Source organism: Roseateles sp. GW821-FHT02E12, from assembly GCF_059421665.1.
In genome coordinates, this window is the sequence record NZ_JBWKVK010000005.1 from 387,222 (window position 1) to 403,619 (window position 16,398).

The 16,398-nt window shown below is 69.7% G+C and carries 13 protein-coding genes and 1 riboswitch; of the genes, 3 read left to right on the forward strand and 10 right to left on the reverse strand.

Annotation, left to right across the window (positions count from 1 at the left end):
* Positions 1-12 precede the first annotated feature (12 nt).
* The 10 genes from AC07V5_RS29020 to pth form a co-directional block, all read right to left on the reverse strand.
* On the reverse strand, positions 13-348 hold the full coding sequence (locus tag AC07V5_RS29020; protein ID WP_495119087.1) for a DUF1636 family protein: 336 nt from the start codon (positions 346-348) through the stop codon (positions 13-15).
* Entirely contained in the window at positions 345-914 is a 570-nt protein-coding gene (gene cobO, locus AC07V5_RS29025) for a cob(I)yrinic acid a,c-diamide adenosyltransferase (protein WP_495119088.1), read from the reverse strand. Before cobO ends, AC07V5_RS29020 begins: the two co-directional genes overlap by 4 nt.
* A gap of 3 nt (positions 915-917) precedes the next feature.
* A complete protein-coding gene (locus AC07V5_RS29030) occupies positions 918-2,210 on the reverse strand; it encodes a cobyrinic acid a,c-diamide synthase CobB (protein ID WP_495119089.1) in 1,293 nt (430 codons plus the stop codon).
* Positions 2,207-2,965, reverse strand: a complete 759-nt coding sequence (locus AC07V5_RS29035; RefSeq protein ID WP_495119090.1) for an ABC transporter ATP-binding protein — start codon at positions 2,963-2,965, stop codon at positions 2,207-2,209. The genes AC07V5_RS29030 and AC07V5_RS29035 overlap by 4 nt, the downstream gene beginning before the upstream one ends.
* On the reverse strand, positions 2,962-3,942 hold the full coding sequence (locus tag AC07V5_RS29040) for a FecCD family ABC transporter permease (protein ID WP_495119091.1): 981 nt from the start codon (positions 3,940-3,942) through the stop codon (positions 2,962-2,964). Before AC07V5_RS29040 ends, AC07V5_RS29035 begins: the two co-directional genes overlap by 4 nt.
* A gap of 73 nt (positions 3,943-4,015) precedes the next feature.
* Positions 4,016-4,870, reverse strand: coding sequence for an ABC transporter substrate-binding protein (locus AC07V5_RS29045; protein WP_495119092.1), 855 nt, complete (start codon positions 4,868-4,870; stop codon positions 4,016-4,018).
* Positions 4,863-5,411, reverse strand: a complete 549-nt coding sequence (gene cobU / locus AC07V5_RS29050; RefSeq protein ID WP_495119093.1) for a bifunctional adenosylcobinamide kinase/adenosylcobinamide-phosphate guanylyltransferase — start codon at positions 5,409-5,411, stop codon at positions 4,863-4,865. Before cobU ends, AC07V5_RS29045 begins: the two co-directional genes overlap by 8 nt.
* Before the next feature lie 11 nt (positions 5,412-5,422).
* On the reverse strand, positions 5,423-7,291 hold the full coding sequence (locus AC07V5_RS29055) for a TonB-dependent receptor domain-containing protein (protein ID WP_495119094.1): 1,869 nt from the start codon (positions 7,289-7,291) through the stop codon (positions 5,423-5,425).
* Positions 7,292-7,367: 76 nt separating this feature from the next.
* Positions 7,368-7,600, reverse strand: a riboswitch (cobalamin riboswitch).
* Positions 7,596-8,012 (reverse strand): hypothetical protein, encoded by a 417-nt coding sequence (locus AC07V5_RS29060; protein ID WP_495119095.1) that lies wholly within the window; start codon positions 8,010-8,012, stop codon positions 7,596-7,598. It overlaps the preceding riboswitch by 5 nt.
* Positions 8,012-8,644: an aminoacyl-tRNA hydrolase gene (pth, locus tag AC07V5_RS29065; RefSeq protein ID WP_495119355.1), complete on the reverse strand. Its 633-nt coding sequence runs from the start codon at positions 8,642-8,644 to the stop codon at positions 8,012-8,014. Before pth ends, AC07V5_RS29060 begins: the two co-directional genes overlap by 1 nt.
* An 80-nt stretch (positions 8,645-8,724) precedes the next feature.
* On the opposite strand from pth, the gene AC07V5_RS29070 reads away from it, so the two are divergent.
* Genes AC07V5_RS29070 through AC07V5_RS29080 form a run of 3 tightly spaced genes read left to right on the forward strand, consistent with a single transcriptional unit; the run spans position 8,725 to position 16,395 of the window.
* Complete coding sequence (locus AC07V5_RS29070; protein ID WP_495119096.1) at positions 8,725-10,152, forward strand: efflux RND transporter periplasmic adaptor subunit; 1,428 nt, start codon at positions 8,725-8,727, stop codon at positions 10,150-10,152.
* Between the two features lies 1 nt (position 10,153).
* Entirely contained in the window at positions 10,154-13,285 is a 3,132-nt protein-coding gene (locus tag AC07V5_RS29075; RefSeq protein ID WP_495119097.1) for an MdtB/MuxB family multidrug efflux RND transporter permease subunit, read from the forward strand.
* Positions 13,282-16,395 (forward strand): multidrug efflux RND transporter permease subunit, encoded by a 3,114-nt coding sequence (locus AC07V5_RS29080; protein ID WP_495119098.1) that lies wholly within the window; start codon positions 13,282-13,284, stop codon positions 16,393-16,395. The genes AC07V5_RS29075 and AC07V5_RS29080 overlap by 4 nt, the downstream gene beginning before the upstream one ends.
* The last annotated feature ends 3 nt before the right edge of the window (positions 16,396-16,398 follow it).

Genomic DNA, 16,398 nt, shown 5'->3' on the forward strand with positions numbered 1-16,398 from the left:
AGGGCGCCTGCATCAACGCAGCGGCGGCAGCCGGGCCACCAGGCCGCCCTTGAGTCGATCGGGGCGGCGGTCCCAGGCCAGCAGGCCGTCACCCGGCTCCGCGTGCTGGGCGGCCACGGCCAGCAGCGCCTCGACGCTGGTCGCATCGGCCGCAAGCTGGCCGAACAGATAGCTGTGCTTGCCCACGCCTTGCAGGGCCGCCGTGCAGCTCTGCTTGCACGCGGCCATGCAGGCCTGGCCGTGGATCGCCAGCGTCCAGTCGCGCGCCAGCGCCTCGTTCTCGACGGCTTCCAGCAGCGCCTGGCCCTGGCCGTCGGCGCAGGTGGTGCAGATGACGAGTGCGCTCAATCCTCGATCCCCCGCTGGGCAGGCACACCCGCCTTGTAGTGATGCTTGATCATCGTCATCTCGGTGACGGTATCGGCCAGTTCGATCAACTCGGCCGGTGCGCCGCGCCCGGTCAGAACGACGTGCACGTGGGTGGGCCGCTCGCGCAGGCAGGCCAGCACGCTGTCCAGCGCCAGCCACCCGTAGCGCAGCGGATACATGATCTCGTCCAGCACGACGAGGAAATGGTCGCCGGCGCGGATGACCGATTCGGCACGCGCCCAGCCCTCGCGGGCCAGTTCGGCGGAGTGCTCCAGGTCCTTGCTCTTCCAGGAGAAGCCGTCGCCCAGGCCTTCGATCGGCACGCCCAGTTGCTCGAACACGCGGTGCTCGCCGAAGCGCGCGCTCGGCACCTTCATGAACTGGTAGATGCGAACCTGCTTGCCACGGCCATGGGCCCGCAGCGCCAGGCCGAAGGCCGCCGTGCTCTTGCCCTTGCCGTCGCCTGTGTGCACGAGCACCAGGCCGCGGCGTTCGCCGCTGGGGATGACGCGTTCGCGGTTGACCGGGGGTTGTTCAATTTCCATGGGTCAGCCCTTGAAGAAAGCCGCGACGGCCTCCGGGTTGGATGGGAAGTAGTGGTGCACATAGCTCGCGCGCAGCGAGCCCCGCTGATAGAGCGCCTCGGCCGTTTTGCCGCCGTTGGGGTTGGTAGCGGTGGCAATGGGTGCGAGCGAGGTTTCCAGCGTGGAGTAGTGATAGCTGTGGCCGCGCAGCGGGCCTTCTGGCCAGTCCAGCGACTGCAGGCCCAGCGCGGCCAGGCGGGGCTGCACGCGGGCGCGGCCCGGCAGCAGGCCGGCCATGCGGTGGGTGCGGCCGTTGGCTTCAGTCAGCTCGTCCAGCAGGGCCAGCATGCCGCCGCATTCGGCGAGCAGGGGCCGGCCCTCGGCGACATGGGCGCGCAGCCCGGCAAACAGCGCAGCGTTCGCGCCCAGCGTCTCGGCGTGCAGCTCTGGGTAGCCGCCGGGCAGCCAGGCGGCATCGCACGCAGGCAGCGGGTCGCCGGCCAGCGGCGAGAAGAACAGCAGCTCGGCGCCGAGGGCACGCAGCGTGTCGACGTTGGCCGCGTAGATGAAGCCGAAGGCCGCGTCGCGCGCGATGGCGACGCGCCGGCCGGCCAGCAGCGGTGCGGGCGCCGGCTCGGCCTCTTGCCGGAACGTGACGGGCTTGAAGGCCAGGCCGGGCCGCAGCGCTGCCTCCCAGGTATCGGCCCAGGCGTCCAGTTGGGCGTCCAGGCCGGGCTGCTCCTGGGCCTGGACGAGGCCCAGGTGGCGCTCGGGCAGGCTGAGTTTTTCGTTGCGGGGCAGCGCGGCGATCAGCGGCAGCTCGCCGGGCAGCCCTTCGCCCAGCATGCGGCCGTGGGCCGGGCTGCCGATGCGGTTGGCGATGACGCCGCAGTGGCGCAGGCCGGGCCGGAAGTTGGCCAGGCCGGTGGCCAGGGCGGCAAAGGTCTGTGCCATGGCCGACGCGTCGATGACGCAGGCCAGTGGCAGGCCGAAGGCGGCGGCCAGGTCGGCGCTGCTGGGGTCGCCGTCGAACAGGCCCATGACACCTTCGACGAGGATGAGATCGGCCTCGCGGGCGGCCTTGGCCAGCAGGGCCTGGCAATGCGCGAAGCCGCCCATGAAGAGGTCGAGCTGGTAGACCGGCGCACCACTGGCAAGAGCCAGGATGCCGGGGTCGAGGAAGTCCGGCCCGGTCTTGAAGACGCGCACGCGCTTGCCGCTGCGGGCGTGGCTGCGGGCGATGGCCGCGGTGATGCTGGTCTTGCCCGAGCCCGAGGACGGTGCGCTGATGAAGAGGGCAGGGCAGGACGTGGTCATAGGGGCAGGGCCACCCAGCGCCCCTCGATCTGCGCGATGTGCAGGCTGGGGCCGAAGACGCGCCGCAGCGCGTCGTGCGTGGCCGTGTCGGCCGGAGATCCGGTGTGCACGATGCGGCCGTCGGCCATCAGCACGAGGTAGTCGGCCTGCAGCGCCAGGTGCAGCTCGTGCAGCACGCTGACGACGCTGTGGCCGGCGCGCACGCGGGCGCGAACGATGGCCATCCATTCGGCCTGGTGGGGCGGGTCGAGGTGGGCGAGGGGCTCGTCCATCAGCGTCAGCGGTGCCTGCACGGCCAGCGCCCGCGCCAGCAGCACACGTTGGCGCTCGCCGCCGGAGAGCGACCCCAGGCGGCGCTCGCGCCAGGGCCAGCTCTGCGTGGCCTCCATCGCGGAGCGAACGGCTGCGTGGTCGGCCGGCGTGGGCGGCGCCAGCCAGGGGCGGTGCGGCAGGCGGCCGAGCAGCACCACATCCAGCGCGGTGAGGTCGTCGGCGCCGGTTTCCTGCTGGCCCATCCAGGCGAGCTGGCGGGCGCGCTCACGGCTGGGCCAATCGTCGAGAGCCTTGTCGCCGAGTTGCACGGCGCCATCGCAGCGCTGCAGGCCGGCGACGGCGCGCAGCAGCGTTGACTTGCCGGCGCCGTTGGGGCCGACGATGGCCGTCCAGCGGCCTTGCGGCAGCGCGAGGTCGATGTCGCTGATGAGGTCGCGGCCGTCGATGCGGACGCGCTCGATGCGGGCGTGCAGCGCGGTCATCGCTTGGGGGCTCCGCGGCGGTGCATGAGTACCAGCAGATAGACACCGCCCAGCAGCGCGGTGACGAGGCCGACCGGCAGCTCCTGCGGGCGGATCAGCGCGCGTGCGAGCACGTCGGCGGCGAGCAGCAACGCGCCGCCCGCGGCGGCCGACAGCAGGATCAGGCGGCCATGCAACATCGGGCACAGCGCGCGCACCAGGTGGGGCGCCACTAGCCCGACGAAGGCGACGATGCCTGTCTGCGCGACGGCCGCGCCGGTGGCCAGCGCAAACGCGAAGATCAGCAGCAGCCGCGCCAGGCCCATGCGCACGCCCAGCGACACGGCGGTGGCTTCGCCCAGCGTCAGCGCATCCAGCGCCGGGCTGGCGGCCAGGCCGATCAGAGCCGCAGCAATGCCGCAGGCCGCCATCACGCTGACGCTGTTCCAGCCCAGCAGGCCGGTGTTGCCGAGCAGGAAGGCCTGCATGGCGCGCAGGATGTCCGGCGCCCACAGCGTGGCCAGGCCGGTGAGTGCATTCAGCACGACGCCGACGACGACGCCGGCCAGCAGCAGCCGCAGCGTCTGCTCCACGCCGCGCGCGAGGATGAGCGTGAGGCCCACGCCCACCAGCGTGCCGACGAAGGCGATGCCCGTCAGCCCCACGCGGGCGAGCAGCGACGAGGTCTGCGGCGACACGCCCGTCAACGCCAGCGCAACGGCGACGGCCAAGCCAGCGCCCGAGGCGCTGCCAAGCAGATAGGGGTCGGCCAGCGGGTTGCGGAACAAGCCCTGCGCCATCGCGCCGGCCATGCCCAGCAGCGCGCCAGCCCACCAGGCACCCAGCGACCGCGGCAGGCGGATCTCCCACAGGATGACGCTCATGCTGTCGTCTTGCAGATCGGCCCAGCCGGTGCTGCCGATGAGCACGCCGGCCAGCACACCGGCCGCGCCAACGAGCAGCAGCAGTGTGAGCAGCAGGCCGGGGCGGACGTTCACTGGTGCACCCTTCGCGCTTCGCGCTGTCCCGCCAGGCGGGAGCGAGCTTGCTTGGGACGGCCTGGCGCGACGCTCACGACGCGGCCTTTTCCCGCAGGCACTTGGCCATGATCTGCGCCGCCTCGGCCATGCGCGGGCCGGGGCGCGACAGGATGTCGCCATCCTCGGGCTTGAACACGCAGATGCGGCCGCGCTTGATGGCGTCGATGCGGTCCCAGCCCGGGCGCTGCGCCAGGCCCTCGGAGCCGCGCTGGCCGATCATGATCAGCGCCGGGTTGGCCTTGACGACGAACTCCGCGTTGATCTTGGGGAAGGGCCCGAGGTCGGGCGGGATGATGTTGCCGGCGCCGAGCTTGGCCAGCGTCTCGCCCATGAAGGAGACGGTGCCGGCGGCATACAAGCCGCTGGCGACCTCGTAGTAGACGCGCACGCCGCGCGCCGACGCCGGCACGCTGCTGGCGGCTGCGGCCACGCCGGCCTCGATGTGGCGCCAGACGCGCTGCGCGTCGGGCACGGCCAACACCTGGCCAATGATGCCGAGCACGCGCTGGACATCCTTGTAGGAACGGGGCTCCAGCGCGATGACCTTCATGCCCAGAGTACGCAGCCGCTCGGCCACGCGCGAGGACACGGCCACCAGCACGACATCGGGCTTGAGCGACGCGATCATCTCGACGTTCGTGTCGTCCATGCCGCCGAGCTTGGGCAGGGCGTTCACGCTCGCGGGGAAGTTGGAATAGCGGTCCACGCCCACGAGCTTGGCGCAGGCGCCCAGCTCGCAGACGGTCTCGGTCAGCGAGGGCAGCAGGCTGACGACGCGCTGCGGCGGCGTGGCCAGCACGGTGGTGTGGCCGAGGTCGTCCTTGATCTCGACGGCTGCCGCAGGCAGGGCAACGGCGAGCAGCAGGGCGAAGAAAGATCTAAGCATCGTTGGAATCCTCGACGGGGCGCGTCCAGGCCTGGCCCGCCACCATCAGTGTCAGCCGGCCGCACAGGCGCGCGATGTCCTGGTTCAGGCGGCCGAGTTCGTCCACGTAATCGCGCACCTCGCGGCCCAGCGGAGACACGCCCCAGCCGACCTCGTTGGAGACGAAAACGACGCGGGACTTCAGCTGTGGCAGCAAGGCCAGCAGCGCAGCGCGTTCGGCCTGCCAGCCGGCCGCGTCGGGGGCACCGTTCATCGGCATCAGCCAGTTCACGAGCCACAGCGTCAGGCAGTCGACGACGACGAGGGTGCCCGCGTCGTCGACCTGTTGAAGCGCCGCGCTCAAGGCCAGCGGGGCTTCGATCGTGTCGAAGCCCGCTGGCCGTGAGGCGCGGTGGTGGGCGATGCGCGCACGCATCTCGTCGTCGGCTGCCAGTGCCGTCGCGACGACGGCGACGCGGCCCTGCCAGCGCAGCGCCAGGCTTTCGGCGCGGCGGGACTTGCCGCTGCGCTGGCCGCCGACGATGAGTTCGTGTGCGCTCATAGCTCTCCTGCTTAGAGCGTCGGGCTCCAGCGCAGGCTGATCAGCGCCGTGCGCGGTGCGGACGCATAGCCGTAGGCCGTCGTCGTCTCGCGGTCGAAAGCGTTGTCCAGGTTCAGCTGCAGCTTGAGGTCGCGGCTGATCTTGTACTGCGCGTTGAAGTTGACGAGGCCGTAGCCGCCCAGCTTGCGCGTGTTGGCTGCGTTGTCCCAGCGGGTGCCCGACGCCTGCACGCCGGCGCCCAGCAGCCAGTTGCCCAGCTCGGTGTCGGCGTTGATGGTGCCCAGGCGCTTGGCGCGGCGGGCCAGCAGCAGGCCGGTGCTGGCGTCCGTCGGCTTCTGCACGTCCAGCGTGGCGCGCAGGTTCACGACGGACAGCTTGGTGGCGCCCGCCAGCGTCAGGCCTTGCAGCCTGGCCGCGGAGACGTTCTGGTAGCAGCCAAAGGCGCTCTGGCACGTGCCGGCCGCGCCGAAGATGATGAGGTTGCTGACGCGGTTGCGGTAGGCGGTGGCCGTGAACTCGCTGTCGCCCGTGCCGTACTTCAGGCCGAACTCGACGTTGCGGCCGCGCTCGGCTTCCAGCGGCTTGACACCGGGCTTGCTGAGGTCGGGGCCGTAGACGGTGCCCTGCTGGTAGAGCGTGGGCGCACGGAAGGCGTTGCCGACGGAGCCGACGATGCGCAGGCCGGGCAGCACTTCGTAGCCGGCCAGCAGCGTGCCGGTGTCGACGCTGCCGAACTGGCTGTCGTTGTCGTGGCGCGCATGCGCCTGCAGGCTGAAAGCCCCGGCGTTCAACAGATAGCCGGCACCCACGGCGTTGCGATGGCGTTTGCCGACGCCCGCAGTGACGAGGCCGCTGTTCTCCAGGTCGTCCTCGATGCGCTCGCCCTGGAAGTTGAGCTGCTGGCCCTTGGCGATGGCGTAGGAGCCGGTCAGCGCGAGGTTCTTGACCTTGGTGATGGTCAGGTAGGGCGACGGCGTGGTTTCGTAGCGGTCGAGGGACTGGCCGTAGCTCAGCTGCGTCTGCAGCGTGGGCGTCCACTGCGCCGTCCAGGCCAGGCGGGTAGCGTCGGTGTCCTGCTTGGTGTGGTCGTCCACCAGGGGGCGGGACTTCGACGAGTCGTACTGGGCGTTGCCGTAGTTCTTGATGACGATGAGTTCGGCGCGATGGCCTTCGGCCAGCTGGGCGCCCAGGCGCGCGGTGGCCTGGTATTTGCGCCAGCCGTCGCGGTCGGGGATGTAGCTGAAGGAGCCGGGCACGTCGGTGGTGGCGTTGAAGCCGTCGCTCTCCTCGCCGGCCAGCGTGAGGGCGAAATCGATGATGCCGGCGCTGCCGAACAGGCCGCCGTCGGCCTTCATCGTGCCCTGGGTGCCCAGCGCCACGCCAACGTCGGCGCTGATCTTGCCGCCGCCCTTGCGGGTGAAGATCTGCACGACACCGCCGACGGCGTCGGAGCCGTAGATGGCGCTGGCCGGGCCCTTCAGCACTTCCACGCGCTCAATCTGCGCAACGGGAATGCCCTGCCAGCTGGCGCCGCCGGTGGACTGCGAGTCCATGCGCACGCCGTCGACGAGGACGAGGGTGTGGCGCGTGTCGGCACCACGCAGGTAGAGGCTGGTCGTGGACGCAGCGCCGCCGTTGCGGACCATCTCCGCGCAGCCGTTGTTGCGCAGCAGGTCGGCCACGCTGGCGGCGGCCTGGCGCTCGATGTCGGCGCGGGTGATGACGGTCAGGTCGGCCAGCACTTCCGACAGGCGCTGCGGCGTGCGTGCGGCCGTGGTGACGACGGTGTCGAGCTTGTTCTGGGCGTGGGTGGACGCGGCACAGGCCAGAGCAGCCAGGGCGAGCAGCGACCGACGGGCCGCGAGGAGGGAATGAGGCATGGAAGAGAGACGCGAACGATCACTCAGCCGTGCTGACCCCCGCAGCAAGGCTGAAAAACGGCCGCTCGCTTGGCGCGAGGCGGCCCCGTCGTTGGCCGGTATCCGGGCTGATGGACATCTGTTCAACGCCTTCCCGGTGCTGGGCACCAGTGGCTTGATGGTCGAACAGTGAGGCGCGGGGCCTCGTCCACTTACCGTTGCGGGGACAGCTCAGGTTAGATCCGCAACGATGCTGCTCGTCCTCCTGATTCCCGTTGAACTGCATCCGCCATGAAGACGGGCGCGAGCACCAACAGCGAGCATTCTATCGACCGGCGCTTGCGGCGGCCGAGGGCTTGTGAGGCTTGGCCGTCTTCGGGGGCTTCAGCTGCACCACGGCCGGGCTGCTGGCGGTCTGGGCCGGTGCCGGCGGCGGCGCCTGCAGGCCGACGGCCGACGCGCGCTGATGGCGGGCCTCGGCATCGCTGGCGCGGCGTGCCTGGGCCAGTGCGGCGGCCTGCTTGGCGTCTGCCAGGTGCCTGTCCCGGGCGGCGCGGCCGTCGGCTGTGCTGGGTTGGTCGTAGCTGACGCCGCTGGCGCCCCCGCCGCCACCGGGGCTGGGTGAGTCACGCAGGTCGCGTCCGTCAGGGCCGCAGCGGTAGACCTGGGTCTGTCGCTGCACCGTCTGCGCCAGGGTGGGCAGGACGAGGAGGGCGCAGAACAGGGCCAGCAGCAGCTTCATCATGAGGACGGAGTTTGCTCGCTTGGCGCTGGCTTGGGCGGCTTGGGCCGCGGCGGTTTGGCGTGAATTTTTGCGAGTGCCTTGTCCATTTCGCCGCGCAGCATCAGCTCGACCGCACCGTAGCTCTTCTCGATGCAGTTCTCCACGGCCTGCCGCTCGGCCAGTGGCGGCTTGCGCAGCACGTAGCCGGCTACCTCGTCCTTGTGGCCCGGGTGGCCGATGCCCAGGCGCAGCCGCCAGAAGTCGCCGCTGCCGAGCTGGGCCTGCATGTCCTTCAGCCCGTTGTGGCCGCCGTTGCCGCCGCCCTTCTTGAACTTCATCTCGCCGGGCGGCAGGTCCAGCTCATCATGGATGGCCAGGATCTCTTCCGGCGCAATCTTGAAGAAGCGCGCCAGCGCCGCGACCGACTTGCCGGATAGGTTCATATAAGTCATCGGCTGCAGCAGCCAGATCGGCCCGCTGGCACCGGGCGCGTTGTTTGCCCTGGCCACCAGGCCGTGATAGGCCTTGTCCGGTGCGAGGCTGACCTTGAGGCCTCGGGCCAGGCCATCAATCCACCAAAAGCCGGCGTTGTGGCGGGTGTCTTCGTATTCGGCCCCCGGGTTACCCAGGCCGACCATCAGTTTGATCATGGACATGATCGTAGCTTTGGCAGTCAGCAACGCTGTAGCTACATTCGCCCGGCAACATGGGCCGCACGGAGTGAACTCGAATGAAGAACAAGGATTCCCAGCGCAGCCGTTCGGCGGGCGCTGCCAAGGTGTGGGTCTTGACCGCTGTGGCCGTTGCCGGCATCGGCCTGGGGGCGTGGTGGTGGAAGGGCCGCGACGCGGGCGCCAGTGGTGATGGCCCGGCCAGTGCCGCTTCAGCCGCCTCGGGTGCGGGGCGCGGTGCTGCCGGCGGGCGCTTTGGCCGCAGCGGGCCGCAGCCGGTCTCGGTAGGGACCGTGCAGCGGCGCGACATGAATGTCGCCGTCGACGCCATCGGCGCCATCGCGTCGGCCAACACAGCCGTTGTGCGGGCGAAGGTGAGCGGCGAGCTGCGGGCCATCTACTTCCATGAAGGCCAGCCGGTGAAGGCCGGCCAGGTGCTGGCGCTGATCGACCCCAAGCCCTACGAGATTGCACGCGACCAGGCGCTGGCGGCCCTGGCCCGCGACCAGGCCCAGCTGGAGAACGCCCGCGCCGACCTGGCCCGCTACAAGGATCTCGTGGCCAAGGACGCCGCGCCGCGCCAGCAGCTCGACACCCAGCAGGCCTTGGTGCGCCAGCTCGAAGCCACGCTGCTGTCCGACCAGGCCACTGTGGACAACGCCAAGCTGCAGCTCTCGTACACCCGCGTGACGGCGCCCATCGCCGGCCAGGCGGGCCTGAAGCAGGCCGATCTCGGCAACAACGTGACGCCCAGCGACGCCAACGGCCTGCTCAGCATTGCCCAGACGCAGCCGGCCGCTGTCGTCTTCGCCGTGCCCGACGCGCGCCTGGCACGCATCCGCCAGCAGCTGGCCGACAAGCAGCCGCTGGCCGTGCAGGCCTGGGACCGCGAGCGCAAGCTGATGCTGGCCGAGGGCCGCGTGGCCAGCACCGACAACGCCATCGACGCGAGCACCGGCACCATCAAGGTCAAGGCGCTGTTCGCCAACAAGGACGGCGGCCTCTTCCCCAACCAGTTCGTCAACGTGCGCCTGCAGCTGGATCGGCTGAAGGACGTGCTCGTCGTGCCCACGGCCGCCGTTCAGCGCGGTGCACCGGGCACCTTCGTCTATGTCATCGCCGATGGCCAGGTGGCGCTGCGCAAGATCGCGCTGCTGGCGGCGGATGGCGACCTGACGGCGGTGCAGGGCGAGTTGAAGCCTGGCGACCAGGTCGTCACCGACGGCGCCGACCGACTGCGCGACGGTGGCAAGGCGGAAGTCATCAAGGCACCGGCCGGTGGCGCGTCATCGCCAGGCGGGCGTGGCCGTCGCGGTGCTGACGCGAGCGCCAGTGCCGCGAGCAGCGCCGGCAGTGCCGCCGCTGGCGAGCGCCCGCGCTGGATGGACCGCGTGCCGCCCGAGATGGTCGACAAGCTCAAGGCCATGAGCGACGAGGACCGCCGCGCGTGGATCCAACAGCACCGCGCCTCGGCTCCGGCGCAGTGATATGAATCCGTCACGCCTCTTCATCCAGCGGCCGGTCGCCACTTCGCTGCTGATGCTGGCCATCGTGCTGGCCGGCGCGCTGGCCTACCGGCTGCTGCCGGTGTCGGCCCTGCCCGAGGTGGACTACCCGACCATCCAGGTCACGACGCTCTACCCCGGCGCCAGCCCGGACGTGATGACGTCCTCCGTCACCGCGCCGCTGGAGCGCCAGTTCGGCCAGATGCCGGGCCTGGCGCAGATGTCGTCCACCAGCTCGGGCGGGGCCTCCGTCATCACGCTGCGCTTCGAGCTCAGCCTGGCGCTGGACGTGGCCGAGCAGGAAGTGCAGGCGGCCATCAATGCCGGCAGCAACCTGCTGCCCAGCGACCTGCCGATGCCGCCGGTCTACAGCAAGGTCAACCCGGCCGACGCGCCGGTGCTGACCATCGCGGTGTCGTCCACCACGCTGCCCATCACGCGCGTGCACGACCTGGTGGAGAGCCGGCTCGCGCAGAAGATCTCGCAGGTGCCGGGCGTGGGCCTCGTGGGCATCGCGGGCGGGCGGCGGCCTGCCGTGCGCATCCAGGCCAACCCGGGCTCGCTGGCGTCGCTGGGCCTGTCCATCGACGACGTGCGCACGGCGATTTCCGCTGCCAACGTCAACCAGTCCAAGGGCAGCTTCGATGGCCCGCTGCGTGCGTCCACGCTGGACGCCAACGATCAGCTGCGCAACGCGAGCGAATACGCCAACCTCGTCATCGCCTACAAGAACGGCAACCCGGTTCGGCTCAAGGACGTGGCCCAGCTCGTCGACGACGCCGAGAACCTGCGGCTGGCGGCCTGGGCCGGCCAGGCGAGCAAGTCCTCGGTCTCGGCCGTCATCCTGAACGTGCAGCGCCAGCCCGGTGCCAACGTCATCGACACCGTGGACCGCGTGCGCGCCGTGCTGCCGCAGCTGCAGGCCAGCCTGCCGGCCTCGCTGGACGTGCAGCTGCTGAGCGACCGCACGACCACCATCCGCGCGTCGGTGACCGACGTGCAGCATGAGCTGCTGTTCGCCATCGTCCTCGTCATCGGGGTCATCTTCGTCTTCCTGCGCAGCGTGCCGGCCACCATCATCCCGGCCGTCGCGGTGCCGGTGTCGCTGGTCGGCACCTTTGGCGTCATGTACATGGCGGGCTTCTCGATCAACAACCTGACGTTGATGGCGTTGGTGATCTCGACCGGTTTCGTCGTCGACGACGCCATCGTCATGATCGAGAACATCGCCCGGCACATGGAAGAGGGCGGTGAGTCGGTCAGCGCCTTCGACGCCTCGCTGACGGGCTCCAAGCAGATCGGCTTCACGATCATCTCGCTGACGGTGTCGCTGATCGCGGTGCTGATCCCGCTGCTCTTCATGGGCGACGTCGTCGGCCGGCTGTTCCATGAATTCGCAATCACGTTGGCCGTGTCCATCCTGATCTCGGCGTTTGTCTCGCTGACGCTGACGCCCATGATGTGTGCGCGGCTGCTGAAGCACGAGCATGACGAAGACCATGGCCGGCTGTGGCGCGCCGTGGGCAAGGCCTTCGACGACATCATTGCCGGCTACGGCCGCATGCTGAACTGGGTGCTGGACCGCTCGGCCGCGACGCTCGTCGTCTTCGTCGCCACGCTGGTGCTGACGGGTGTGCTCTACCTGCTGGTGCCCAAGGGCTTCTTCCCGGTGCAGGACACGGGCCAGATCCAGGGCATCACCGAGGCGGCGCAGTCCACCTCCTTCGGCGCCATGGCCGAGCACCAGCAGCGCCTGGCAGAGCGGGTGCTGAAAGATCCCGCGGTGGATAGTGTCTCGTCCTTCATCGGCGTGGATGGCGGCAACACGACGCTGAACCAGGGCCGGCTGCAGATCACGCTCAAGCCCAAGGAGGAGCGCGGCGCCAGCGCCGCCGAGGTGTCGCGGCGCATTGCCGATGCGGCGGCGAGCGAACCGGGCATTGCGCTGTATCTGCAGCCCGTGCAGGACCTGACCATCGAGGACCGCATCGCCAAGACGCAGTACCAGTTCACGCTGAGTTCGCCGGACTCCGCCGAGCTGAGCCGCTCGACGACCGCCGTGCTGGAGCGGCTGCGGGGCATCAAGTCCATTGCAGACGTCGCCAGCGACCAGCAGGAGCAGGGCTTGCAGGCCTATGTCGACATCGACCGCGATGCGGCCGGGCGGCTGGGCGTCAGCGTGGCTGCGATCGACAGTGCGCTGTACAGCGCCTTCGGCCAGCGGCTGATCTCGACCATCTTCACGCAGAGCAACCAGTACCGCGTCGTGCTTGAAGTGGCGCCCGAGTTCCGCCAGGGCCTGGACGGCCTGCGGCGCCTGTACGTGCCGGGCGCGGGTGGCACGCAGGTGCCGCTGAGCTCGGTGGCGCGCTTCAGCGAGAAGCTGGCGCCGCTGGCCGTCAACCACGTGGCGCAGTTCCCGTCGTCCACCGTCTCCTTCAACCTGGCGCCCGGTGCGTCGTTGGGTGAGGCGGTCAAGGCCATCAAGGCCGAGGTCGACGCGCTGCAGCTGCCGCTCAGTGTCGAGACACGCTTCGAGGGTGCAGCGCTGGCCTTCCAGGCATCCTTGAGCAGCACGCTGTTGCTCATCCTCGCGGCCATCGTGACGATGTACATCGTGCTGGGCGTGCTCTACGAGAGCACCATCCACCCGCTGACCATCCTGTCCACGCTGCCGTCCGCGGGCCTGGGCGCGTTGCTGGCGCTGCTGGCCTTCAGGCTGGACCTGGACATCATCGCGATCATCGGCATCGTGCTGCTGATCGGCATCGTCAAGAAGAACGCGATCATGATGATCGACTTCGCACTCGAAGCCGAGCGCGACATGGGACTGAGCGCCCGCGAGGCCATCCACCAGGCCTGCCTGCTGCGCTTCCGGCCCATCCTGATGACGACGATGGCGGCCCTGCTGGGCGCGCTGCCGCTGATGCTGGGCACGGGCGTGGGCAGTGAGCTGCGCCACCCGTTGGGCGTCGTCATGGTGGGTGGCCTGATCGTCAGCCAGCTGCTGACGCTGTTCACGACGCCGGTCATCTATCTGGGCTTCAGTGCGTTGGCCGCCCGGCTCAAGCGCGGCCGTGACAAGAACGGCACCTCGGCGAGGGCCGCGGCGTGAACCTGTCGCGCGTCTTCATCGAACGGCCGGTCGGCACGGCGCTGATCACCATCGGCGTTGCGCTGGCCGGCGCCATCGCCTACCTGCTGCTGCCCATCGCGCCGCTGCCGCAGGTCGAGTTCCCGACCATCTCGGTCAGTGCGTCGCTGCCCGGTGCCAGCCCCGACACGATGGCGGCCACCGTCGCCACGCCGCTGGAGCGCACGCTGGGCAGCATCGCCGGCGTCACCGAGATCACGTCGTCGTCGTCGCTGGGCAGCGCGCGCATCACGCTGCAGTTCGACATGAGCCGCAGCATCGACAGCGCCGCGCGCGAGGTGCAGGCCGGTATCAACGCGTCGCGCGCGCTGTTGCCCACCGGCATGCCGAGCAACCCGACCTACCGCAAGGTCAACCCGGCCGACGCGCCCATCATGATCGTGTCGCTGACGTCGGACACGCTGACGCGCGGCCAGATGTACGACGCGGCGTCCACGGTGCTCGCGCAGCGGTTGTCGCAGGTGGACGGTGTGGGCCAGGTGTCGGTGGGCGGCGGCGCGTTGCCGGCGGTGCGCATCGAGCTGGACCCGAACAAGCTGTCGGCTCAAGGGCTCGGCCTGGAGCAGGTCAGGGCAGCCGTTGTCGCGACCAACGCGAACCGGCCCAAGGGCGTGCTTGAAAGCGGGGACCGCGCGTGGCAGATCGGTGCCAACGACCAGGCCCGGCTCGCCAGCGACTACATGCCGCTGGTGCTGAGCTACCGCAACGGTGCCGCGGTGCGCCTGGGCGATGTGGCCGACATCCAGGACAGCGTTCAGGATTTGCGAAACGACGGCCTGGCCAATGGCCGCTCGGCCGTGCTGTTGATCCTGAACAAAGCGCCGTCGGCCAACATCATCCAGACCGTGGACACCGTGCGCGCGTTGCTGCCGCAGTTGCGCGCGTCCATCTCGCCTGCCATCAATGTCGACGTCGTCATGGACCGCACGGCCACCATCCGCGGCAGCATCGTGGAGGTGCAGCGCACGCTGTTCATCGCCTTCGGCCTGGTCATCGCCGTTGTCTTCATCTTCCTGCGGCGCTTCCGTGCGGCGCTGCTGCCGGCCGTGGCCGTGCCGGTGTCGCTGGCCGGCACCTTCGGCGTCATGTACCTGCTGGGCTACAGCATCGACAACCTGTCGCTGATGGCGATGACGGTGGCCACGGGCTTCGTCGTCGATGACGCCATCGTCGTGCTGGAGAACATCTCGCGCCACATCGAGCGCGGTGTACCGCCCCGCGAGGCGGCGCTGAAGGGAGCCAAGGAGATCGGCTTCACCGTCGTGTCCATCTCGCTGAGTTTGATCGCCGTCTTCATCCCCATCCTGGCCATGGGTGGCATCGTCGGGCGACTGTTCCGCGAGTTCGCCGTCGTGCTGTCGGTGGCCATCCTGGTGTCCATGGTGGTGTCGCTGACGACGACGCCGATGATGGCCGCCACGCTGCTCAAGCCGCACGAGGCCGCGCGCAAGCCCGGGCGTTTCGGCCGTGTGCTGTTGCGTCTGCAGCGTGCGCTGCTGCGCGGCTATCGCCGTTCGCTGCGCTGGACGCTGCGCCACCAGCCGCTCGCGCTGCTGGCCCTGGCCGGTGTCGTCGCGCTGAACGTGCACCTGTACATGACCATCCCCAAGGGCTTCTTCCCGCAGCAGGACACGGGTTTGATGATCGGCGGCGTGCAGGCCGACCAGGCCAGCTCCTTCCAGTCCATGCAGCTCAAGCTGCGCACCTTCCACGACATCGTGCGCGCCGACCCGGCCGTGTCCAACGTGACCGGTTTCACCGGCGGCGGCCAGCGCAACAGCGCCAACATGTTCATCAGCCTGAAGCCCCGCAGCGAGCGCAAGGAGAGCGTCGACGACGTCATCAACCGGCTGCGCGGCAAGCTCGCCAAGGTGCCCGGCGCCAACATGTTCCTCGCGCCCGTGCAGGACATCCGCATCGGTGGCCGGCAGTCCAACGCGTCCTGGCAGTACACGCTGCAGGCCGACGACCTGAATGACCTGCGCACCTGGGAGCCGCGCATCCGCCGCGCGCTGACCGAGGTGCCCGAGGTCACCGACGTCAACACCGACCAGCAGGACAAGGGCGTGCAGACCTCGCTCGTCGTGGACCGCGATGCACTGGCCCGCCTGGGCCTGACGATGAGCGCGGTGGACAGCACGCTCAACGACGCCTTCGGCCAGCGCCAGGTGGGTGTCATCTACAACCCGCTTAACCAGTACCGCGTCGTCATGGAACTGGCTCCCACCTGGCTGCAGAGCCCGCAGACGCTGGACCGGTTGATGCTGACCAGCAGCGCCGGGCTGCAGGTGCCGCTGTCGGCGGTGGCGCGCGTGGAGACGACGGCCACGCCGCTGTCCGTCAGTCACCAGAGCGGCACGCCGGCCAGCACCATCAGCTTCAACCTCGCGCCCGGCGTGTCGCTGTCGGACGCGGTCGACGCCGTCAACGACGCCGTGGCGGGCAGCGGTGCGCCGGTGTCGGTGCGTGGCAGCTTCCAGGGCACAGCCCAGGCTTTCCAGGCGTCGCTGAAGTCGCAGCCACTGCTGATTCTTGCGGCCATCGTGACCATCTACCTGGTGCTGGGCATCCTCTACGAGAGCCTCATCCACCCGATCACCATCCTGTCGACGCTGCCCTCGGCCGGTGTCGGCGCGCTGCTGGCGCTGATGGCCTTCAAGACCGACTTCACCATCATTGCGCTGATCGGCGTCATCCTGCTGATCGGCATCGTCAAGAAGAACGCCATCATGATGCTGGACTTCGCCATCTCGGCGCAGCGCGCGGCTGCCGAGCGCGGCCGTCGCATGACCGCTGGCGCCGCCATCTACCGCGCAGCCCTGCTGCGGTTGCGGCCCATCCTGATGACGACCGTGGCCGCCGTCTTCGGCGCCGTGCCGCTGGCCGTGGGCCAAGGCGAAGGCGCGGAACTGCGCGTGCCGCTGGGCATCTCCATCGTCGGCGGCCTGCTGCTGAGCCAACTGCTCACCCTCTACACCACGCCCGTCGTGTTCTGCTGCATGGACCGGCTCAGCCGCAAGAAGCGCGCGCCCGCGCCGTCCGGTGCAGCCGTCATCCAGACCGCGACCTGAAGC